The sequence below is a fragment of the Bradyrhizobium sp. RD5-C2 genome (assembly GCF_019972155.1).
Classification (GTDB): domain Bacteria; phylum Pseudomonadota; class Alphaproteobacteria; order Rhizobiales; family Xanthobacteraceae; genus Bradyrhizobium.
The window spans coordinates 718,524-739,877 of sequence record NZ_BOVL01000019.1 but is presented as its reverse complement, the minus strand read 5'-3'; the positions used below and the strand labels follow the sequence as shown (position 1 = coordinate 739,877).

Annotated in this window: 20 protein-coding genes; 8 read left to right on the top strand and 12 right to left on the bottom strand. The window is 65.2% G+C overall.

Annotated elements, in window-relative coordinates; all coding sequences use genetic code 11:
- Nucleotides 1-43 precede the first annotated feature (43 nt).
- Both BraRD5C2_RS24490 and BraRD5C2_RS24485 read left to right on the top strand, forming a co-directional pair.
- On the top strand, nt 44-1,174 hold the full coding sequence (locus BraRD5C2_RS24490; RefSeq protein ID WP_223972287.1) for an FAD-dependent monooxygenase: 1,131 nt from the start codon (nt 44-46) through the stop codon (nt 1,172-1,174).
- Complete coding sequence (locus BraRD5C2_RS24485; RefSeq protein WP_223972285.1) at nt 1,171-2,781, top strand: benzoate-CoA ligase family protein; 1,611 nt, start codon at nt 1,171-1,173, stop codon at nt 2,779-2,781. Before BraRD5C2_RS24490 ends, BraRD5C2_RS24485 begins: the two co-directional genes overlap by 4 nt.
- A 214-nt stretch (nt 2,782-2,995) precedes the next feature.
- Here the strand turns inward: BraRD5C2_RS24485 and BraRD5C2_RS24480 are convergent, their stop codons facing one another.
- The 3 genes from BraRD5C2_RS24480 to maiA are packed head-to-tail and all read right to left on the bottom strand — an operon-like array spanning nt 2,996 to nt 5,314.
- Nucleotides 2,996-4,180, bottom strand: a complete 1,185-nt coding sequence (locus tag BraRD5C2_RS24480; protein ID WP_223972283.1) for a 3-hydroxybenzoate 6-monooxygenase — start codon at nt 4,178-4,180, stop codon at nt 2,996-2,998.
- Nucleotides 4,180-4,692 carry a MarR family winged helix-turn-helix transcriptional regulator gene (locus tag BraRD5C2_RS24475; RefSeq protein WP_223972271.1) on the bottom strand — a complete coding sequence of 171 codons (513 nt, stop codon included), beginning with the start codon at nt 4,690-4,692 and terminating at the stop codon, nt 4,180-4,182. Before BraRD5C2_RS24475 ends, BraRD5C2_RS24480 begins: the two co-directional genes overlap by 1 nt.
- Nucleotides 4,682-5,314 (bottom strand): maleylacetoacetate isomerase, encoded by a 633-nt coding sequence (gene maiA, locus BraRD5C2_RS24470; RefSeq protein ID WP_223972270.1) that lies wholly within the window; start codon nt 5,312-5,314, stop codon nt 4,682-4,684. Before maiA ends, BraRD5C2_RS24475 begins: the two co-directional genes overlap by 11 nt.
- 105 nt (nt 5,315-5,419) lie before the next feature.
- Between maiA and gtdA the strand changes: the two genes are divergently transcribed.
- Nucleotides 5,420-6,460 (top strand): gentisate 1,2-dioxygenase, encoded by a 1,041-nt coding sequence (gtdA, locus tag BraRD5C2_RS24465; protein ID WP_223972269.1) that lies wholly within the window; start codon nt 5,420-5,422, stop codon nt 6,458-6,460.
- A gap of 186 nt (nt 6,461-6,646) precedes the next feature.
- Here the strand turns inward: gtdA and BraRD5C2_RS24460 are convergent, their stop codons facing one another.
- The 4 genes from BraRD5C2_RS24460 to BraRD5C2_RS24445 form a co-directional block, all read right to left on the bottom strand.
- Nucleotides 6,647-7,474, bottom strand: coding sequence for an ABC transporter permease (locus BraRD5C2_RS24460; RefSeq protein WP_223972268.1), 828 nt, complete (start codon nt 7,472-7,474; stop codon nt 6,647-6,649).
- On the bottom strand, nt 7,467-8,240 hold the full coding sequence (locus BraRD5C2_RS24455) for an ABC transporter ATP-binding protein (RefSeq protein ID WP_223972267.1): 774 nt from the start codon (nt 8,238-8,240) through the stop codon (nt 7,467-7,469). Before BraRD5C2_RS24455 ends, BraRD5C2_RS24460 begins: the two co-directional genes overlap by 8 nt.
- A 160-nt stretch (nt 8,241-8,400) precedes the next feature.
- Nucleotides 8,401-9,405 (bottom strand): ABC transporter substrate-binding protein, encoded by a 1,005-nt coding sequence (locus BraRD5C2_RS24450; RefSeq protein ID WP_223972265.1) that lies wholly within the window; start codon nt 9,403-9,405, stop codon nt 8,401-8,403.
- Nucleotides 9,406-9,417: 12 nt separating this feature from the next.
- Nucleotides 9,418-10,779 carry an FAD-dependent oxidoreductase gene (locus tag BraRD5C2_RS24445; protein ID WP_223972264.1) on the bottom strand — a complete coding sequence of 454 codons (1,362 nt, stop codon included), beginning with the start codon at nt 10,777-10,779 and terminating at the stop codon, nt 9,418-9,420.
- A 116-nt stretch (nt 10,780-10,895) separates the two neighbouring features.
- Between BraRD5C2_RS24445 and BraRD5C2_RS24440 the strand changes: the two genes are divergently transcribed.
- On the top strand, nt 10,896-11,780 hold the full coding sequence (locus tag BraRD5C2_RS24440) for a LysR family transcriptional regulator (protein WP_223972263.1): 885 nt from the start codon (nt 10,896-10,898) through the stop codon (nt 11,778-11,780).
- A gap of 63 nt (nt 11,781-11,843) precedes the next feature.
- The gene (locus BraRD5C2_RS24435) at nt 11,844-12,107 is read left to right on the top strand and encodes a hypothetical protein (protein WP_223972262.1); all 264 of its coding nucleotides are present in this window, start codon (nt 11,844-11,846) and stop codon (nt 12,105-12,107) included.
- A 15-nt stretch (nt 12,108-12,122) separates the two neighbouring features.
- Here the strand turns inward: BraRD5C2_RS24435 and BraRD5C2_RS24430 are convergent, their stop codons facing one another.
- Nucleotides 12,123-12,923, bottom strand: a complete 801-nt coding sequence (locus BraRD5C2_RS24430) for an enoyl-CoA hydratase-related protein (protein ID WP_223972261.1) — start codon at nt 12,921-12,923, stop codon at nt 12,123-12,125.
- 179 nt (nt 12,924-13,102) lie between these two features.
- On the opposite strand from BraRD5C2_RS24430, the gene BraRD5C2_RS24425 reads away from it, so the two are divergent.
- Together BraRD5C2_RS24425 and BraRD5C2_RS24420 are read left to right on the top strand one after the other, a co-directional pair.
- Nucleotides 13,103-14,077: a ketopantoate reductase family protein gene (locus BraRD5C2_RS24425; RefSeq protein WP_223972260.1), complete on the top strand. Its 975-nt coding sequence runs from the start codon at nt 13,103-13,105 to the stop codon at nt 14,075-14,077.
- A gap of 39 nt (nt 14,078-14,116) precedes the next feature.
- A complete protein-coding gene (locus BraRD5C2_RS24420) occupies nt 14,117-14,893 on the top strand; it encodes an SDR family oxidoreductase (RefSeq protein WP_223972259.1) in 777 nt (258 codons plus the stop codon).
- 98 nt (nt 14,894-14,991) lie between these two features.
- Here the strand turns inward: BraRD5C2_RS24420 and BraRD5C2_RS24415 are convergent, their stop codons facing one another.
- On the bottom strand, nt 14,992-15,726 hold the full coding sequence (locus BraRD5C2_RS24415) for an aspartate/glutamate racemase family protein (RefSeq protein ID WP_223972258.1): 735 nt from the start codon (nt 15,724-15,726) through the stop codon (nt 14,992-14,994).
- A gap of 73 nt (nt 15,727-15,799) precedes the next feature.
- Entirely contained in the window at nt 15,800-16,480 is a 681-nt protein-coding gene (locus BraRD5C2_RS24410) for an alpha/beta hydrolase family protein (protein ID WP_223972257.1), read from the bottom strand.
- Nucleotides 16,481-16,754: 274 nt separating this feature from the next.
- Between BraRD5C2_RS24410 and BraRD5C2_RS24405 the strand changes: the two genes are divergently transcribed.
- Entirely contained in the window at nt 16,755-18,590 is a 1,836-nt protein-coding gene (locus tag BraRD5C2_RS24405) for a c-type cytochrome (RefSeq protein WP_223972256.1), read from the top strand.
- Nucleotides 18,591-18,605: 15 nt separating this feature from the next.
- Here the strand turns inward: BraRD5C2_RS24405 and BraRD5C2_RS24400 are convergent, their stop codons facing one another.
- Both BraRD5C2_RS24400 and BraRD5C2_RS24395 read right to left on the bottom strand, forming a co-directional pair.
- Entirely contained in the window at nt 18,606-20,072 is a 1,467-nt protein-coding gene (locus BraRD5C2_RS24400) for an FAD-binding oxidoreductase (RefSeq protein WP_223972255.1), read from the bottom strand.
- Between the two features lie 9 nt (nt 20,073-20,081).
- Nucleotides 20,082-21,170: an FAD-dependent oxidoreductase gene (locus BraRD5C2_RS24395; RefSeq protein ID WP_223972254.1), complete on the bottom strand. Its 1,089-nt coding sequence runs from the start codon at nt 21,168-21,170 to the stop codon at nt 20,082-20,084.
- Nucleotides 21,171-21,354 lie beyond the last annotated feature (184 nt).

The window sequence follows — 21,354 nt, the reverse complement described above, 5'->3', positions numbered from 1 at the left end:
TGGACCGAAATAGTAAGTACACTGTCAATCTGGGAGGCAGACGTTGCGGATCGCCGTGATTGGCGGAGGGCCCGGCGGGCTCTATTTCGCCTATCTCTGGAAGAAGCGTCATCCTGACGCCGAGATCGATCTGTTCGAGCAGAACGCCGCTGGCGCCACCTGGGGCTTCGGCGTGGTGTTCTCCGAGCAGGCACTGGAGTTCCTGCGCGCCGACGACCCCGAGACGGTCGACGCCATCGCGCCGCGGATGGAGAGCTGGAAGAACATCACGCTCAATCTGCGCGGCGAGAGCGTCGAGATCGACGGCGTCGGGTTCTCCTCGATCGGCCGGCTGGCGCTGCTGACGATCCTGCAAGAGCGCGTGCGCAGCACCGGCGTCACGCCGCGCTTCGACACCGTGGTGCAATCGGTCGACCAGCTCAGGGGTTACGACCTGATCGTCGCCGCCGACGGGCTGAACTCGATGGTCCGCCGCGATTTCGAGACCGCATTCGGCGCATCGGTCTCGCATTCGACCAACAAATTCGCCTGGTACGGCACCACCAAGCCCTTCGCGACGCTGTCGCAGACCTTCGTGGCGACCGACGTAGGCTGCTTCAACGCCCATCACTATCGCTATGCGAAGGACATGAGCACCTTCCTGGTCGAATGCGACGCGGCGACCTGGGCTTCTTACGGGTTCGCCGACAAGACGATCGAGGAATCGCAGGCGATCTGCGAAGACGTATTCGCTGCGACGCTGGACGGCCACAGACTGATCTCGAACAAATCCGTGTGGCGCAATTTCCCGTGGATCTGGAACGAGCGCTGGTCGCACGGCAACATGGTGCTGATCGGCGACGCGCTGCATTCGGCGCATTTCTCGATCGGCTCGGGCACCCGGCTTGCGATCGAGGATGCGATCGCGCTGACCAAGGCGCTGGAGTCTGAGGGCGGCATCGCCGCCGCGCTGGCCCGCTACGAGAGCGAGCGCAAGCCGATCGTGAAGAAGCTCGTCACCGCGGCGCGGACCAGCGCCGACTGGTACGAGCATTTCCCCGCGCACATGAAGCGCGACCTGATGGATTTCGCCTACAGCTACATCACCCGCTCCGGCCGGATCGACGATGCGCGGCTGCGCGCGATGTCGCCCGCCTTCATGGCCCGTTACGAAGCAGCAAAGGGACGCTCATGACCGGGATCGCCGACCAGGTTCCGCTGGACAACCGCGGTGCGCGCGAGATCGGATTTGCGATCCCCGAGCGCTACAATGCGAGCCGCATCCTGTTCGACAATCTCGGCAATGGGAATGCCGAACGCCTTGCGCTGACCGGCCCGGCCGGCACGCGAACCTATCGCGAGCTCTGCACTGATGCGGCACGCTGGGGCCATGCCTTCCGGTCGCTTGGATTGCAGCGTGGCGACCGCGTCCTGCTATTCCTCGACGACACGCCGGCCTATCCGGCGGCGTTCTTCGGCGCGGTGCGCGCCGGCTTCGTGCCGCTGCTGATCAACACGCTGACGACGCCGGAGCTGCTGCAATTCTATCTGTCCGATGCCGGCGCGCAGGTCGCCGTCACCGATGCGGAGTTCTGCGCGCGCTTCAATGCGGAGGCCTGCAAGGACACGCCGCTGCGCACGCTGGTCGTGGTCAATGGTCCTGGCACCGGGCATGCCGTCGCGGAGACGCGCAACGCCGGCGACTGGCTGGATACCTTTCCGACCGAGCTCGACGCGGCCGACACCCATCGCAACGAGATGGCGTTCTGGATGTATTCGTCGGGCTCGACCGGCCGTCCCAAGGGCATCGTGCATCTGCAGCACGACATGGCCTATAGTGAGCTCGCCTTTGCCCGCAACGTGCTGAAGCTTTCGGCCGGCGACATCTGCTTCTCGGTGCCGAAGATCTTCTTCGCCTATGGCTTCGGCAATTCGATCACATTCCCCTTCTCAGTCGGCGCCGCGACGCTGCTGCTGCCCGGCCAGCCGAAGCCCGCCGCGATCTTCGCGGCGATCGCCCAGTATCGCCCGAGCGTGTTCTTCGGCCTGCCGACGCTCTACATCACCCTGACCAAGGCCGAAGGCGCCGAGCAGACAGATTTCTCCTCGCTGCGGATGGCGGTCTCGGCCGCCGAGGTGCTGTCGGCCGATGTGTTCAACGGCTGGAAGCGGCTCACCGGGCTCGAAATCATCGAAGGGCTCGGCTCGACCGAGGTGCTGCACGTCTATCTCAGTAACCGCGCGGAGCAGAAGAAGCTCGGCGCCGCCGGCCTGCGCGTGCCCGGCTACGAGATCATGCTGCGCGACAGCGACGGCCGCGAGGTCGGCGACAATGAGGAAGGCATTTTGTGGGTGCGCGGCGATTCCGCGACGCCACTGTACTGGAACCGGCCGGACAAGACCGCCGAGACCGTGCGCGAGGACGGCTGGATCTACACCGGCGACCGCTTCATCCGCGACAGCGACGGCTTCCACTTCTTCCGCGGCCGCGCCGACGATCTGATCAAGATCTCCGGCCAGTGGGTCTATCCGCTGGAGGTCGAGCTGTGCCTTGCCGATCACCCCGATATCCGCGAATGCGCTGTCTACGCCGCCGAACTGCCTGACCGGCGCATGACGCTGCGGGCGGTGGTGGTGATGAACAAGGCCGGCTTCGACACCGATGAAGCGACGCGGCGGTTGCAGGACTATGTCAAGACGAAGCTAATGCCGTACAAGTATCCGCGCGAGGTTAAGTTCATCGACGAGCTGCCGAAGACCGGCACGGGAAAGATCGACCGGCAGGCGGTGATGCGGATATAGGATGCCCGACTGCGCATCACTGCCGCCACACACTCAGTGTCGTCCCGACGAAGGCCGGGACCCATAACCACAAATGCCTGTTGTTGCACTCGGCGGTGGCCCCAGCTTCTAACCTCATGAACAGCGGTGGTTATGGGTCCCGGATCGCGCTTCGCTTGTCCGGGACGACGACGGAGAATGCGGCGACTACGCCGCGTTCGTCAGCAGCGAGCAGCTAGCTGCCCAGCCCCGTCCCGCCATACAGCCACGCGATATCGTCGCACCACTCGGCTTGCGACTTCGCGCCCATGATCGCGTTGCGGATTCGGGCGTGGTCGCCGGCGGGATGGTAGACGTGCTCGCCGATCGCACGGGACATCAGCTGCACGCGCGCGGTGCGCGGGAAGCGCTGCGCGCGATACGCATCGAGCGCGGCCGCCTGATCGTCGTGACTGGCCAGCATGTGCGAGAGACACACCGCGTCCTCCATCGCCTGGCAGGCGCCTTGCGCGAAATATTGCAGCATCGGATGCGCGGCGTCGCCGAGCAGCACCACGCGGCCGTCGATCCAGCGCTCGGTGGGATCGCGGTCGCACAGCACCCAGAGCTTCCAGTTGGTGCCGTGGCGGATGATGTTCTGCGCCCGCTCATGGACGTGGGTAAAGCCCCTCATCACCTCGTCCTCGGAGACCGGCTTGCCCGCGACCGGCTCCGGCGCATCGTTGTGATAGGTGACGACGAGGTTGAACACCTTCCAGCCCGACAGCGGATAATGCACGATGTGGCATTTCGGGCCGGCCCACAGCGTGGCCGCGTTCCAGCGCAGATCCTCCGGCATCTGTTCGGTCGGGATGACGGAGCGATAGGTGGTGTGGCCTGACACACGCGGCGGGCCATCCGCCGTCACCTGCTTGCGGATATTGGACCACAACCCGTCGGCGCCGATCAGCAGACGGCCGGTGATGCGCTCGCCATTGGCAAGCGTTGCGGTCACCGACGAACCATCCTGCTCGTAGCCCGTCACCTCGCTGGACACGCGCAGCTCAATCAATTCATGGTTCTGGCAGGCACGCAGGAACACGCCATGCAGGTCGCCGCGATGCACGACGGCATAGGAATTGCCGAACCGCATGCGGAAGGCGTCGCCGAGATCGATATGGGTAATCTCATCGGCGGTCAGCGCATCCATCAGCCGCAGCTGGTCGATATAGACCGCCATGTTGCGCGCGGCTTCGCCGATGCCGAGATAGTCGAAGGCGTGGAACGCGTTCGGCCCAAGCTGGATGCCGGCGCCGATCTCGCCAAGCGTGGAGGCCTTCTCCAGCAGGATGGAGCGGATGCCCTTCTGCGCGAGGCCGAGCGCCACGGCGAGGCCGCCGATGCCGCCACCTGCGATCAGGACCGGCTTGCCCTCCACCATCAGCCCGACCTCCCGAGATGTTCGAGCGCATCCTCGGCGCGTAGCGGCACGCGCGACGCCTCGTTGTTCAGGTCGACAAGTTGGGTCAAGAGCGAGAGAAGCGTCTTGCGGTCGGCCGGCTTCAGCGGCTGCATCATCCGCGCCTGCGCCTTGTCGACCGAAGGCATGATGTCGTTGAGCACGCTGGCACCGGCCTTGGTGAGGTAGAGCAGCTTGACGCGCTTATCCTCGGGCGCCGGCTTGCGCACGATGTATTCCTTGGCTTGCAGCCGCTCGATCACATTGCCGAGCGTGGAGCGGTCGAACGCGATCACCGCCGAGAGCCTTGTGGCGTCGATGCCTGGATGGGTCGAGATCGTGACCAGCGCGGCGTATTGCACCGGCGTCAGGTCGAACGCCTTGCATTCCTCGATGAACAGCGCAACCGCGATCTGCTGCATCCGCCGGAACAGATAGCCGGGCGCGGTGTAGACCGCGTCCATGGTGACGGGCGTTGGCTTGCTACTCGGCATCGGGCTGCTTGTCCGGGGCGGCATCGGCGAACGCCTTGACTTGCTTTGTCGCGGCCTCGGCCTTGAGCAGTCGCGGATAGGCCGACGCGTCGACGCCGAACCGCCGTGCATTGGCGAGCTGCGGCACCAGGCAGAGATCGGCCAGCGTCGGCGCATCGCCGAAGCAGAACGGCCCGGCCTCCTCAGCGATCAGGGTCTCACAGGCCGCCAGACCCTCGCGATTGGCCCAGGCCGCCCATTCCGTCACCTGCTCCTCGGGCAGGCCGAGCTTGCGCAGCCGCGCCAGCACCTTCAGATTCTGCACCGGGTGGGTGTCGCAGGCGATCGCCTGCGCGAATGCCCGCACCTTGGCGCGCCGCAGCGGATCCTTCGGCAGCAGCGGCGGATTGGGATTGGTCTCGTCGAGCCATTCGATGATGGCGAGCGACTGGGTGAGGATCGCGCCGGCGTCGCTCTCCAGCGTCGGCACCAGTCCCTGCGGATTGATCGCAAGATAGGCCGGCGCGCATTGCTCGCCCTTGCGCAGATGATGCGGCAGGTGCTCTGGCGTCAGCCCCTTCAGATTGAGGGCGATCCGGACCCGGTAGGACGCGCTGCTCCGGAAATAGCCATGCAGCTTCATCGGAACCTCCCTTGCATTTCCTCATTGGCTTGCTTCATTGACGCTAGCCATATTGTAAGTATACTGTCAATCAATTGAACCGACAAGAATGATGGGAGGCTTGCCATGGAAGCCGTGCAGAAGACCCCCGAGCGCGAGGCGTTCTACAAGAAGATCGACGGCCAGAACCTCTCGGCGCTGTGGAACGTGATGAACGATCTGATCACGCCGGAGCCGAAGAGCGCCTGCCGTCCGCATCTGTGGAAGTTCAACCAGATCCGCGATTACATGAACGAGGCCGGCAGGCTGATCACGGCCAAGGAAGCCGAGCGCCGCGTGCTGGTGCTGGAAAATCCCGGCCTGCGCGGCCAGTCCAAGATCACGACTTCGCTGTTCGCCGGCGTGCAGATGGTGGTGCCGGGCGACATCGCCCCCGCCCATCGCCATGCCCAGTCGGCGCTGCGCTTCGTGCTCGAGGGCAAGGGCGCCTTCACTGCCGTCGACGGCGAACGCACTGCGATGGCGCCGGGCGACTTCGTCATCACGCCGTCGATGACCTGGCACGACCATTCCAACGAAACCAGTGAGCCGATGTTCTGGCTCGACGGGCTCGACATCCCGATGGTGCAGTTCTTCGACTGCTCGTTTGCCGAAGGCGCCAAGGAAGATCAGCAGTCGATCTCCAAGCCATCAGGCGCCAGCTTCGCGCGTTACGGCCACAATTTGCTGCCGATCGACCAGAAGCGGACCTCGAAGACCTCGCCGATCTTCAACTATCCCTATGAATACACCCGCGAGGCGCTGGAGAAGGCCAGGGTCAGTAACGAGTGGGACGCCTGCCATGGGCTGAAGCTGAAATTCTCTAACCCCGAGACCGGCGATTTCGCGATGCCGACCATCGGCACCTTCATCCAGCTGCTGCCGAAGGGTTTCAAGACCGCGCGCTATCGCTCAACCGATGCCACCGTGTTCGCCGCGATCGAGGGCAAGGGCCGCACCCGGGTCGGCGACCAGACTTTCGAGTGGGGACCGCGCGACTTGTTCGTGGTGCCGAGTTGGCATTGGGTCACCCACGAGGCCGATGCCGACTCCGTGTTGTTCTCGTTCTCCGACCGCCCGGTGCAGCAGAAGCTTGATTTGTTCCGCGAGGATCGCGGCAACGCATAACGCCCGTCGGCGCAAGGCACGCAGCACCCACCCCACGTCGTCCCGGCGAAGGCCGGGACCCATTACCACCACTCTCGATTGGTTGAACGCGCTTGGGCCCCAGCTTTTCCCAACAACCACGCCCAGTGGTTATGGGTCCCGGCCTTCGCCGGGACGACACCTTGGGTGTAGCCGGCAGCGTGGCCGTCACCGCCAGTGCAGCAGCCTCACCTCGAGCAGGTTGATCAGCTTCCCCACCACGAGCCCGAACAGCGATAGGATCACGACGCCGGCGAGCAGCTGATCGGTCTGCATCAGATTGCCGGCTTGCAGCACGAAGGCGCCGATGCCGTATTGCGCGCCGATCATCTCGGCGCTGACGACGAGCAACAGCGCGACCGACGAAGTGATGCGGAAGCCGGCGAGGATCGAGGGCAGCGCGCCCGGCCAGATCACGCGGCGCACGATGGCGTGGAACGGCACGTTGAAGCTCTGCGCCATCCGGATCAGATTGCGCGGCACCGCATCGACGCCGCTATAGACCGAGATCGCGGTCGAGAAGAACACCCCGAGCGCAATGGTCGCGATCTTCGGCTCCTCGCCGATCCCGAGCCACAGGATGAGCAACGGCAGCAGCGCGATCTTCGGAATCGGGAACAGCGCCGAGATGAAGGTGATGCCGACGCCGCGTGCCATGGTCGACAGCCCGATCGCGAAGCCGACAATGACGCCCGCTGCCGTGCCGATAATCCAGCCGGTGCCGATCCGCATGATCGACCACGACAAATGCAGCCACAGCGCCCCCGACATCGCGAGCTTATAGATTGCGATCGCGATCGCCGACGGTGCCGGCAGGAACAGCGGGTTGACCCATCCTGAGCTGCCGGCAAGCTGCCAGACCGCGATGACGAGCGCGAGTGCGATCCAGCCGGCATGACGGCTGCCGCCAGAAGTAAAACCGGCGCCGCGAAACGCAACCGGCCGCGTCGCTTCCACCGATTGGTCCTTCGTCTCCTGCGGTGCGCGATCAAGCATGCTGGACCTCGCGCTCGGCATCGATCGCTTCCTTCCGGATCAGCGACCACAGTTCACCCTGCAAGACGGCCATGGGCGCGCGGGCATCCGCCGTGCCGCGCTCGGCGCGCGTCATCGGGATGGTCACGATCTCCCTGATGCGGCCGGGGCGGCGCGACAGCACCACGACGCGGTCGGCGAGCCGCACCGCCTCCTCGAGGTTATGCGTGACATAGACCGCGCCCATCGCGCCGTCGGCAAGCAGGCCGACGAAATCCTCCATCAGCAGCTCGCGGGTCTGCGAATCCAGCGCCGATAGCGGCTCGTCCATCAACAGAATCGCCGGACGAACCGCGAGCGCCCGCGCGATGCCGACGCGCTGGCGCATGCCGCCGGACAACTGCTTCGGATAAGCCGCGCGGAAATCCGTCAAGCCCGTGCGACGCAGCGCATCGTCGATCACGGCGCGGCGCTCGCCGGCGCTCAATGCCGCGTGCAGCAGCGGAAACGCGACATTCTCCTCGACCGTATTCCACGGCAGCAGGGCAAAGTCCTGGAACACGAAGGTCAATGGATTGAGGCTGCCGGCCGGCGGCGCGCCGCGCAGCTCGGCGGCGCCCGCAGACGGCCGCAGCAGGCCACCGAGGATCGACAGCAGCGTGCTCTTGCCGCAGCCGGACGGCCCGACGATCGCAACGACCTCGCCGGACGAGACCTGGAAGGAGACATCGTCGAGCACGTCGAGCGCGCCGAAGCGATGGCTGATATGGTCGGCGATCAGGTCCATTTCACCGCGATCCCACTAGCAAACCCGTCATCCTGAGGAGCGCGAAGCGCGTCTCGAAGGATGGACGGCCCGGACGCAACAGCTCGGCCGTCGCCCATTCGAGACGCCGCTACGCGGCTCCTCAGGGTGACGGGGTGATAGTGGTGCGTGCGGCCCGACATCAATCCGCTTTCACATAGTCCTTGGCGATGATCCCGCTCGCATCAAACCCCTTGTCGACGAAACCCTGCCCTTGCAGCCATTTGATCTGGTTGTCGAGGTTCTTCACGTCGAGCTTGCCGTCGGGATCGATATAGGCGCAATTTCCGACCACCTGCTCGACCGGCAGGTTGGTGTATTTGGCGATGATCTCGAGCAACGGTTTTGTTTTCTCGTTGATCGGCGCGACGCCATCCTTGATCGCGGTCAGGATCACGTCGTGGTATTCGTGGTCCGCGCGGGTAAGCGCGGTGAGCAGCCTGGTCACCAATGCGGCGTTGGTCAGCGTCTTCGGCGAAGCAAAGATCGCCCCGAGCTGCCACGGCGTCTCGTCGCCGACCCAGCCCAAAAGTTTCGCGCCGTTGGCATCGATCAGCGTCCGCGCGGTCGAGACCGGCAACAGCGCGGCGTCGACGGTTTCGCCCTTCAGCGCGGCGGCCGCGTTCGACAGCGACTGCAACGGCACGATCTTCACATCGGACAGCTTGAAGCCGTATTTGTCGGCGAGCAGGCCGAGCGAATAATGGAAGCTGGAGCCGACCTGGGTCACCGCGACGCGCTTGCCGGCGAGATCCTTCGGGGTCTTGAGACCGCTCGCATAGGCGTTATTGCTGGCGAAATAGCCGATCAAGGGATAGCCGGCCTTCTCGCGGCTCATGCCGCCGATCACCTTCAGCGTGCCCTTGCCGGCGAGATTGTAGAGGCCTGCGGTGACGGCGGTGACGCCGAAATCCACGTCGCCTGATGCGGTCGCGACCGCGATCGGCTGCGCCGCGTCAAAGAACTTCAGCTCGACGTCAAGCCCGGCGTCGCGGAAATAGCCCTTGTCCTGCGCGATGAACACCGGCGCCGAGGATGACAGCCGCAAGACGCCGATCTTCGCCTTCAGCAGATCATCGGCCCGCGCGATGCCGCTCGCGGCCCACACCAGGAGACCCGCGAGTGCGAGCCGCGCCCAACCCTTCATTGCCGTCTCCACTCATAATCCTTCAGGCACGGCCTGATCGCGGCCGATGAATGCGCCCTGCTTGCCAAGCTGTTGTTGCAACTTTTCGACGGAAATGTCGCGCGGAATCGTATTGCCCGACAGCGCCAGCGCCGCGGCGGTTCCGGCCGCCTCGCCCATCACGAAACAGGCACCGGAGACGCGCGCCGCCGATTGCCCCTCGTGGGTCATCGAGGCGCAGCGGCCGGCGACCAGCAGATTGTCGACGCCATCAGGCACCAGCATGCGGTACGGCAACTCGTTGTAGCCGCGGCTCTCCGGAATCGGCGGAAACTCGAAGATCACGTCGCCCGGCACGTGGGATTCCTTCGGCCAGCCATTGACGCCGATCGAATCCTCGAACGAGGCGCAGCCCAGCACGTCCTCGCCTGATAGCATGTAGCCGCCGATCACGCGCCGCGTCTCGCGGATGCCGAGCTGCGGCGGCAGATCGACGATGTAGGAATTCTCGAAGCCCGGCACCGTGCGGAGGAACTTGAAGGCTTCGACCGCCTGACGGCGGCCCTCGATCTCGCCGCGCGTCATGTCGTCGGGATCGATGCCTGAGATGGCGCCGCCATCGCTGCGCGTTACCTGGGTGAAATTCACCCGCCATTCGATCTGCGATTTCTGCGGCCGCACGATTGCGGACTTGCGCGGGAATTTATGGGTGCCGGCGGCCTCGGCCTCCGCCATCAGCGCCGGGATCGTCCGCCACGCATCGCCCGCTTTCGCCGGATCGATGCCGTTGAGGCGGAACATCATCGACGGGTAGAGCATCCCGCCCTTGTTGTCGCCGACCTCATAGGGCGCACCGGCCCACACCGCGAGGTCGCCGTCGCCGGAACAGTCGATGAAGATGCCGGCGCGCACCGCCCGCCGGCCGGCCTTGGTCTCCACCATCAGCGCGCGGATGTGCGCGCCATCCATGACGACGCCGGCACCGAGCGCGTGGAACAGGATATCGACCTTGTGATGCGCCAGGAGATCGTCGGCCGCGATCTTGTAGGCCGCGGTGTCATAGGCCTGCGCAAGGATCTTGCCGAGGATCAGATGCGGCGCGTTCAAGCCGCCGAGCCGGTCGATCCGCGCCAGCAGGTCGGAGGCAATGCCCTGCACCACGCGGTGCATCTCGCCGAAGATGTTGGCGTGCAGCCCGCAGAAGTTCGTCACGCCCGCCGCGGTGCCCATGCCGCCGAGAAAGCCGTAGCGCTCGATCAAGAGTGTCCGCCGCCCGGCGCGTGCCGCGCCGACCGCTGCCGCGATGCCGGCCGGTCCGCCGCCAAGCACCACCACGTCATATTCGCCATAGAGGGGGACCTGCCGCGCAGGTTCTTCGATCGTGCTCATCAGCATCTTTTCCGCCCTGAACAAAGTTGATTGGGCCAACTATGAATTGATGCAGATTGCAGTACAATCCACCAAATTATGTAATCAGCTTTCGCGAATCGAGAAAAATCTGGGAAGCGCGGATGGATACGCTGGTCAACCTCGAAGCCTTCCTCGCCACCGCCGACGCCGGCGGCTTCTCAGCCGCGGCGCGCAAGCTCAACGTCGCAACGTCGGTCGTCGCCAAGCGCGTCACCCAGCTCGAGGAGCGGATCGGCACCGCGCTGTTCCACCGCTCGACCCGCCAATTGCGGCTGACCGAAGCTGGGCAGCAATACGTCCATCGCGCCCGCGGCGTGGTTGCCGATGTCGGCGATCTCCTGTCGCGGATGGGCGAGAAGCAGCGGGATCTCACCGATCATCTGCGCGTGAAGGCGCCGACCTCGCTGACGGTGGCGCGGCTCGCCGATGCTTTCACGGTCTTCCAGAAGCAGAACAGAAGCGTGAAGCTCGAGATCGTGATGATCGACCGCCCGGTCGATCCGGTGACCGAAGGTTTTGACATCGCGATCGGCGCCTTCCCGCATTCGTTCGGCGGTGTTGTCGACGAGCCGCTGTGCCGGCTGCCGCGGCTGTTGTGCGCCTCATCAGCGTATCTGAAGAAGCACGGCACGCCGAAGCATCCGCGCGACCTGGTCGATCATCGCTGCCTCAGCTTCCTGCCGACCGGCCCGGAATGGCCGTTCGAGGGGCCGCGCGGCCGCATCAATGTGCAGGTCCGCCCGATTCTCTCCTCGAACGAGGGCCGGGTGCTGACGCAAAGCGCGATCGCCGGCAACGGCATCGCGCTGCTCTCGCATTATCTGGTCGCGGATGCGCTGCGCGACGGCGCCTTGCAGCCGATCCTCGCCGAGTTTCCGATCCCGGAACTATGGGTGAAGGCCGCCGTTCCCGAGCGCCGCATCAATGCCGCCGCGGTGCAGGCGCTGCTGAAGACATTGAAAAAGTCGCTGGCGCAATCGCTTTGACACTGCCGCGGTCTTGCTCGCCGCACGCCGACCTGAGACAAGGACGGATAAGGATCGCCCGCTTTGAAACTCCTGATCACAGTGTCGCTTGGTCTCATCATCGCCGCCGGGCCCGCTTCGGCGATCGAGACATGCCGCTTCATCGAGGCCAAGGCGGAGCGCGAAGCCTGCTACCATCGGCAGGAGCAGGAACTGGCGGCCAAGCGCAAGCCCGAGCCGCCGATCACCCAGTCGAGCGAATCGAAGACGTTCGATCAGTTGCAGCAGATGCGCCGCGACGACGAAGAGGTCTATCGCAGCATGCGTGGCATCTGCCGCGGCTGCTGAGCTGAGCGACCGGGCTTACGCCCCGCCGCCACGCCAGCGGCCCGCGCGCTTCTCGGCAAAGGAGGCGAGCCCTTCGGCGGCCTCGGCGGTCTGCCGCTTGGCCGAGTGCAGGTGGACGAGGCGCTTGTAGGCCTCATCGTCGACGCCCATGCCGCCGAATGAGCTCTCCATTGCGAGCTTCTTGGTCTCGGCCATCGCATCCGGCGCGTTGCCGAGCAGTTGCTCCACGACCTTGGCTCCTGCGCTCTCGAGATCGGCAAGCAGCACCACCTCATGCACGAGGCCGATGCGACGGGCATCCTCGGCACCGAAACGTTCGCCGGTCAGCGCGTAGCGGCGCACCTGGCGCACGCCGATGGCGTCGCAAAGCTGCGGGATGATGATCGCAGCGGTGAGGCCCCAACGCACCTCAGTGATCGAGAACAGCGCATTGTCGGCCGCGATCACGATATCGCAGGCCGCGATCACGCCGGTGCCGCCGCCGAAGCAACCGCCCTGCACCAGCGCCACGGTCGGGACCGGCAGCGTGTTGAGGCGCTGCACCGCCTCGAAGGTGGCGCGCGACGCCGCCTCGTTCTCCTCCGATGATTTCGGCCGCACGCCGTTGATCCATTTCAGGTCGGCGCCGGCCTGGAAATGCTTGCCGTTGCCGTTCAGCACGACGACGCGCACCGGCTTGGTCGAGAGATCGTCGATCGCGGCGAGCACGCCCGCAATCAGCGCGCCGTCATAGGCGTTGTTGACCTCGGGCCTGTTCAGCGTGACGGTCGCGACCCCGCGCGCATCGAGGCTCCACAGGACTGGGCTGGCCGACATGACGTTTCTCCCTCGTTCGGTACTGCTGCTGTCTTGTCCTAACCTTGCACTATGGCGAGCGGAGATGGCTTGATCCATCACTTTCGAGCGCGCGCGGCCGCGCCGCATGCATGGCGGGTTGCGCAATGCCCTCTGCTTGTGGAAACTGACGCGACACGTTGCAAGGACTAGTTCCACCCATGCGTATTTGCATTTTCGGCGCGGGCGCCGTCGGCAGCCATTTCGCAGTCCGGCTGGCACGCGCCGGCCACGATGTGTCCTGCGTGATGCGCGGCCCGCATCTCGACGCGGTCAAATCCAACGGACTGACGTTGAAGGTCGGCGATAGCAGCGTCACCGCCAAGGTGAAGGCATCGGCCGATCCTTCCGATCTGGGGCCGCAGGATTTCGTCATCAGCACGCTGAAGGCGACCGGCATCGCCGCGCTCGCAACCGGGCTGCCGCCGCTGCTTCAGCGCGATACCGCAATCGTGTTCGCGCAAAACGGCATTCCCTGGTGGTACGATCTCGGCCTGCCGCCGCAACATCCCGCCATTCCCGATCTCGGCTTCCTCGATCCCGGCGGACGCCTGCGCGGTGCCATCCCGAAAGAGCGGATCATCGGCGGCGTCGTCTTCTCCTCCAATGAGGTGATCGCGCCCGGCGTCGTGGCGAACCTGTCGCCGGACCGCAACCGCCTCATGATCAGCGAATGCGACGACCGCCGGAGCGAACGCATCGCCGCGCTGCGTGCAGCACTCAATGACGCTGCGATCGAATCACCCGAGGTCAACGAGATCCGCGAGACGATCTGGTCGAAGCTCTTGACCAACATGTCGATGTCGGTGCTCTGCCTGCTGACCGGGCTGACCGCGCGCGGCGTCCGCGACGATCCTGCCATGCAGGACGTGATCCCGCACCTGCTCGACGAGGCCAATGCGGTGGCGACGCACTACATTGCCGCGGTCAAGCGCGTCACCCGCTCAGGGCCGGCGCCGGACCACAAGCCATCGATCCTGCAAGACTACGAGCTCGGCCGCGCCATGGAGATCGATGTGCTGGTGCGCGCCCCGGCGGCGTTTGCCCGCGCGGCTGGGATTCCGACACCGATGCTCGACCTGATGGCCGCGCTCGCGATCCAGAAGGCGCGTGACAAGGGGCTCTATCAGGGCTGACAATCCGAACACGACGATCTCAAGCGGGAACATCGAACCATGCAAGTCAAGGACAAGGTCTGCGTCGTCACCGGCGGCGCGAACGGGATCGGCGAAGCGGTGGCGCGGGCCTATGCGGAGGCCGGCGCGCGTGGCGTCGTGGTCGCCGACCTCAAGACCTCGCGCGACCGGCTCGCAAGCGTCGCCGGCGATATCGACGGGCTCGCGGTCACCGCCGATGTCGGGCTCGAGGAGGACGTCAAGGCGCTGATCGCAGCGGCCGAGGACAAATATGGCCCGGTCGACGTGTTCTTCTCCAATGCCGGGCTGTCGCGCAAGGGACAGGAATCCGCGTCCGATGCCGACTGGGACGTGAGCTGGCGGGTGCATGTGATGAGCCACGTGTTCGCGGCGCGCGCGCTGGTGCCCGGCATGCTCGCGCGCGGCTCCGGCTATCTCATCAACACCGCATCGGCCGCGGGGCTCTTGGCCTCGCTGAACTCGATGCCTTACGGCGTGACCAAGAACGCCGCGGTCGCGCTCGCCGAACATCTCGCCATCCAGTATGGCGATCGCGGCATCCGCGTCTCCGTGCTCTGCCCGCAATCGGTGCAGACGGGAATGAGCACGCCGGGCCCGAGCGCGGCGCGCGTCGACGGCGTGCTGCAACCCGGCGAAGTGGCGCGGATGGTGATCGAGGCGATGGCCGAGGAACGTTTCCTGATTCTTTCGCATCCCCAGGTGCAGGAATACATGCAGCGCAAGGCCACCAACCGCGAACGCTGGCTGTCCGGCATGCGCCGCCTGCGCGACCGGATCTACGGCGGTGCGTCCTAAGTGGTGCCCGCCGTCATTGCGAGCGAAGCGAAGCAATCCATATCACCTCTTGCCGAGAAATGGATTGCTTCGTCGCTTCGCTCCTCGCAATGACGAAGTTACTCCTCTGAAGCTGGCGCGAATCCCTCAAGCAGTCCGGCGTATCTCTTCGTCGCCGGCGAAGCATAGGCGCCACGGCGCGACGTCGTCAGCTTGAGGCCGGCGAGCGCTTCAGCCTGCTTCACCGCGGCCGCCACGCCGTCGACGACGGGCACGCCGAACTGCACCGACAGCTCATGCGCGAGATCGGCCATGCCGGCGCAGCCGAGCACGATGGCGTCGGCGCCCTTCTCCAGCGCCCGCGCGATCTCCGCCTCCAGCCTGGCCTTTGCACCCGAACCCGGTCTCTCCAGATCGAGCACCGCGACGTCGCAGGCGGTGACCATGGCGCGGTCGGCAAAGCCGTAGCGGCGGACCAGCTCCTCGAGCGGCACGATCGAGCGCGGCAGCGTGGTGACGATGCCGATCCGCTTGGCGATCTGTCCGGCTGTCACCAGCGCCGCCTCGCAGATGCCGACCACCGGATAGCGCGCCGCCGACCGCGCGGCGTCCAACCCGGTGTCGTCGAAGCAGGCGATGATGCCGGCATCGGCGTCGGGTGTCTTCAGCAGTGCGTCGATCAGCCCAGGAACGGCGAACGCCTCGTCGTAAAAGCCCTCGATCGAGGCGGGTCCCATCGACGATGTGACGGCCACGATCTCGGTGCCATCAGCGGCAACCGCCCGCGCGGCAGTGGCGATGGTCGCAGTCATCGACGCAGTGGTGTTGGGATTGACGATCAGGATTTTGGTCATGGGTCGAGATTAGTAGCCCGGATGCAGCGAAGCGCAATCCGGGACGGTGTCACAGGCGGAATACCGTGCCTGCTTACGAATGCTTCCCGACCCAGGCCGCGAATGCATCCAGCACCTCGGCCATCACCTCGCGGTCGTTGCGGCCGGAGCGCTTCAGGACATGGAAGGAGTGATCGGCCTCCTGCACCAGATGCAGCGTCGCCCGCGCGCCGAGCCCCTTCACCACAGGCTCGAGCAGATCGAGCTCGGCCAGCGCGTCGCGCGTGCCCTGCAGGAACAGCAAGGGGATCTTGACCTCGGCGAGATGTTTGGCCCGCTCGCTCGACGGCTTGCCGGCGGGATGCAGGGGAAAGCCGAGGAACACCAGCCCGCGCACGCCTTCGAGCGGCGCTTTGGCCTGCGCCTGCGAGGTCATGCGTCCGCCGAACGACTTGCCGCCGGCAAACAGCGGCAGTTCGCCGCAACGGCGCGCGGCCTCCGTCACCGCCGCGCGCACTGTCGCCTGCGCGACGGCGGGCGGATCGGGCCGCTTGCTGCCCTGCTCCATGTACGGAAACTGATAGCGCAAGGTCGCGATGCCGCGCTCGGCGAGGCCGACCGCAATCGTCTCCATCGAGGCATGGGTCATGCCGGCGCCGGCACCATGCGCGAACACATAGGCGCTACGGGCCTGCGCCGGGCGCAGCAGCAGTGCGGACACTGAGTTGTCGCTCGAAACCGTGATCGTGAGCGGTTGTGCACTTGGCGCGTTCAAGATGACATCTCGAAGAATTGTTGCTCCGCCATTTCTAGCGGCAGGCTGCCATGCGCGCAAATGCCGCCGAGGCGAACCAGCCGCAAGTGAACTGGCTCACAGCCAATCAACATTTCCTTTGCAATATTTCCTTGGCAACATTTCCGTTGTTAGACCGAGAGCCGCCCCTGTAGGATGGTACACAGCGCATCACACGCTTAACGCGAACCAGTTTCGGCGATTTTTAATATCTCATCCATATGACGCGCGGGTACCGCGAATTGGGGGACGGGGCATGCCTCGCAAGACGATCTTCTTCATCGGGTTGCTGATTGTCGCCGGCGTCCTCTACTTCAAGGACGATATCGAGACGGTGGCGAGCGGCTTCCATGTCAAGGTCGTCGACTACCAGCCGCCGGCAAAGACGGTGTGGCTGGATCAGAATGTCAGCGCCGAACGGCTTCGCTGGTTCTACCACGCCGACCAGGGCACGCGGACTTTCGGCATTCCCCTTGAGTGGTTCATGGCGCTGGAGCAGCCGACGGTCTGGCCACTGCTCACTGCGGCACCGCGGCTCAGCGAGACCAATTATCTCGGTCGCTTCGGCTTTATTCCCGACACCGTGATTCCGGGCAGCCCCGATGCGCTGCCGATCGGCTTTGCGCCGAGCGGCCCGATGGCCGACGCCAACGGCGCACCGTGGCGCAATCCGCATAGCAAGGCCGACATGAACGGGGTCGGGCTGACCTGCTCCGCCTGCCACACCGGAAGCTTCAGCTATCGCGGCACCGAGATCGTGATCGACGGCGGGCCCGCCAACACCAATCTGTTCGAATTCCAGAAGGGCGTCGGCGTCTCGCTGCTGCTGACCCGGTTCTGGCCGGGCCGCTTCGCGCGCTTTGCCGACGAGATCCTCGGCAAGGACGCCACCGTTGACGAGCGCATGGCGCTGCGCGGCCAGCTCGATCTCGTGCTGAAGCAATATGCCAACATCAATGCACTGGAGACCAAGGTCGCCGCAAACAGCGTCGAGGAGGGCTATTCGCGGCTCGACGCGCTGAACCGGATCGGCAACCAGGTGTTTTCGATCGACCTGAACAATCCGAACAACTACGCCGCGCATTCGGCGCCGGTGCATTTCCCGCGGATCTGGAACGCGCCGTGGTTCAGCTGGGTGCAGTATGACGGCTCGATCATGCAGCCGATGGTGCGAAATGCCGGCGAGGCGCTCGGCGTCAGCGCCGAGCTCAATCTGCTCGACGAGTCCAGGGGCCTGTTCAAATCGAGCGCGCGGGTCGACGTGCTGCACGAGATGGAGCGGATGATCGCCGGCGAGCCGCCCAGCGAGGACAAGGGCTTCGGCGGCCTGGCGTCGCCGAAATGGCCGGAGAATATCCTGGGACAGATCAACATGGATCTCGCGAAGAAGGGCGGCGAGCTCTACAAGACGCATTGTCAGGGCTGCCACGGCCCGGCGATCGACAGCAAGGCGCTGCCCGCGAGCGAAGCCTTTGCGCTGTTCAAGGACAAGAAGCGCTGGATCAAGAACGACGCCGGCCAGCCGCTGCTCGACGTCGAGATGATTCCGATCAGCCATATCGGCACCGACAGCGCGCAGGCCGAAGGCCTCAAGAGCCGCACGGTCGAGACGCCGGCCAATCTGAACATCAAGGACGGCGGATTCGGGCCCGCGCTCGGCGAATTGGTCGAGAAGACCGTCGACTATTGGTACGACCAGAACAAGACCCCGCCGGAGGACCGCAAGCGCATCAACGGCTACCGGCCGAACGAGATCCAGGCGCCGCTCGCCTACAAGGTCCGGCCGCTCAACGGCATCTGGGCGACCCCGCCCTACCTGCACAACGGATCGGTGCCGTCCATCTACGCGCTGCTGTCGCCGGTGAAGGATCGTCCCGCGACCTTCCATCTCGGCAACCGGGAGTATGATCCCAAGGATCTCGGCCATGTCTGGAAGGACAACATCAAGAACGCCTTCGTGCTCGACACCAGCAAGCGCGGCAACAGCAATTCCGGACACGAATTTTCGAACGAGAAGCGCACAGGCGTGATCGGGCCGGAGCTGAAGGAAGACGAACGCCGCGCCCTGATCGAGTTCATCAAGACGCTTTGAGCTTCGGCCTGCTCCTCATGCCGTCGGCACGCTGAGCGGCACGCTCTGGGCGTGGTGGAACAAATCATCGGGATCATATTGCTGCTTCACCGCGGCCAGGCGGGCGAGGTTGTCGCCCCAGTAGAATGACGCATAGTCGTCGAGGTCGAGATCGCAATAATTGACGTAGGACGCGCCCGGCATGAAAGGGCGCATCGCCGCATAGACCCTTGCGACGTCAGCGAGATGCGCCGCGGTGTCGGCAGATCGGCTCCAGCTCGAGAAATACTGGATACAGTACTGCGTGCCGGCGCGGCGCGGGAATGCAGTGGCGTCGGCGGCAACATCGGCGATCCGACCGCCGTAGGAATCGCACAGCAGCACGATGCCGCCCGGCGCGATCGGCGCGACCGCCGCCATCATGGCTTCGATGCCGTCAGAGGCGAGCGGCGCCAGAACATAGTCCGACTTCGCCTTCATCAGCACCGACTCGTAGGCGAGTGGTCCGGCAAAGTGCTTGACCGCATCGAGGAAGGCGAGCGATTGCACCGACAGCGCCGATGACGGCGGTCGCACCGCCGTCAATCGCCGGAGTTCGCTGCGCAGCTCGCTCTCGCTGCCGACCGACTGGCCAATGCAGCGCATCGTGATCAGGCCCTGGCCGGCCGGGCCGACCTTCATGATCGAGGTGATGTTCGACGGCGCATTCGGCGCCCAGTCCTGCCAGGCGGCGAACAATTGCGCGGCGTGGGCCTGCGACAGTTTCCAGGAGACACCGAACACCCGCGCCGTCTTCAAGGGAAACACCTCGATCTTGAACTCGGTCGCGATGCCGAAGCTGCCACCACCGCCGCCGCGGCAGGCCCACCAGAGGTCCGGCTCCGATGTCGCATTGGCCTGCAGCACACGCGCCTGGGCATCGACGACGTTCGCCTGCAGCAGACCGTCGCAGGTCAGTCCATGCGAGCGCGCGAGCAGGCCGTGGCCGCCGCCGGTGAGATGGCCGGAGATGCCGACGGTTGGGCAACTCCCTGCCTGCAGCGCGAGACCCTGGGCGGCCAACGCGGAATAGAGCGCATACAGCGATACGCCGGAGCCTGCCGTGACGAGGTTCGAGGCCTTGTCGACCACAATCTGCTGCAATCCGCGCACGTCGATCGCAACCCCGGACGATTGCGACAGGCCTTCATAGGAATGCCCGCCGCAGCGAACGGCGAAGCTCAATCCATTGCTGCGCACCCAGTCGACCATCGCGGCAACCGCGTGCTCGGTCTTGCAGACTGCACGCAGCGCCGGCGCCAATTGCCTGCGCTTGCTCGCGGCAGGCAGGTAATCCGCATAATGCGCGTCCTGCGGCCGCAGGAACTGAACGTCGGTCGCCGGCAGGTTCGGCAATGGCGGCAGCGGTGCCACGGCCTCCGCCGGCGGCGCGGCGATCTCGGCGTCGGCGGCGGCAGGCGCATCGGAGGGCAAGAACTCGCCGACGCGAAGCGGATGTTCCATGGCGATCCCTCAGACTTCGGGAATTGCCGGGTTGACGATCGGCGCGTGGACGGGGTTGTGGATATGGATGTCCGGCAGCGGCCTCGCCGGTGCCTTGCCGAACAGCGAGGCGATGTGATCGACGAGGCCCTGGCACACCGCCTTGTCCGGGGTCTCGTTGTTGACGCCGGGCTCGAAGGTGCCGCCGATCACGACGTGGTCGCTACGCGGGAACAGGTAGCCGTTCTGGCCGTAGAGGTATTGCAGCGTCGGCTGCGGCCGCAGCAGCGCAAGCTGTCCCTTGATCGGCATCATTTTGGTGTCGCTCCACAGCGTCATCGATCCGAGCCCGGTGCAGTTGACGATGATCGGCTGCGGCACGCTGGCCAGGATATCCGAACGATTGACGAACCGCTTCGACACGAAGCTGACGCCGCGCTGGTCGAGGTCAGCCTTCAGCCTGGCGAGCAGGACCGGCGGCTCAATCAGCAAGGTCTGGTAGACGAAGCCGGGCTTGGTGTGGTGCGCGAACGGCAAGCGCTGCAGCGACTGCCGCGGCGGGATCAGGCCGGGCGCGAGTTGCAGCACGATGTCGAGATTGTGCGCGCGCGTCGCAGTGTAGTTCGGCCGCTCGAACACACCGAACCCCTGCCCGATCCGATCCTTGAACGCACGATAGGCGCTCTTGATGATGTCGGTGAGCTCGCGTTCCTTGCCGGCGAATTCCACCACCGAGACGGCCCACTGGCCGCCGGCCTTGGCGGAGGTGGTCTCGAGCGGCGCGCGATCCGAATAGACCGTGACCTTGAGCCCGAGATCGAGCAGCAATGTCGCGGCGGTCAGACCCATCACGCCGGCGCCAAGCACGGCGGCTTCGGCGGCCCCACGGCTTGCGGCCAGATGATCCCTGACGATGTCGCGGACCTTCGCGGCGCAGCCGAAACTCAGCGTGATGCCGGCGCCGCCATGGCCGTAATTGTGCACGATGAAGCTCTGCGAGATGGTTTCGGCATCGAGCCGGTACGATCCGTTGCGATAAGGCCGCACGCCGGCAACGCAGGCGCCGGGCTGATCGGGGTCGAAGGCGAAATCTGGCGTCGGCAGGTTGGGCGTGGCCATGGCAAACCTCGCAATCCCTATGCCGCGAGCGCGGTAAATCGATTATCTAAAGTTGCTTCATCGTATCATACATCTCCAATCGACGTGTGACCGGCTTCACAAAGCGTCATCACGGACCCGCCGGCATGCGCCGGCGGGTCCGTCCTGCAAGAGTCAAAATGGATGTTCGTTGGGCGGGATCGGT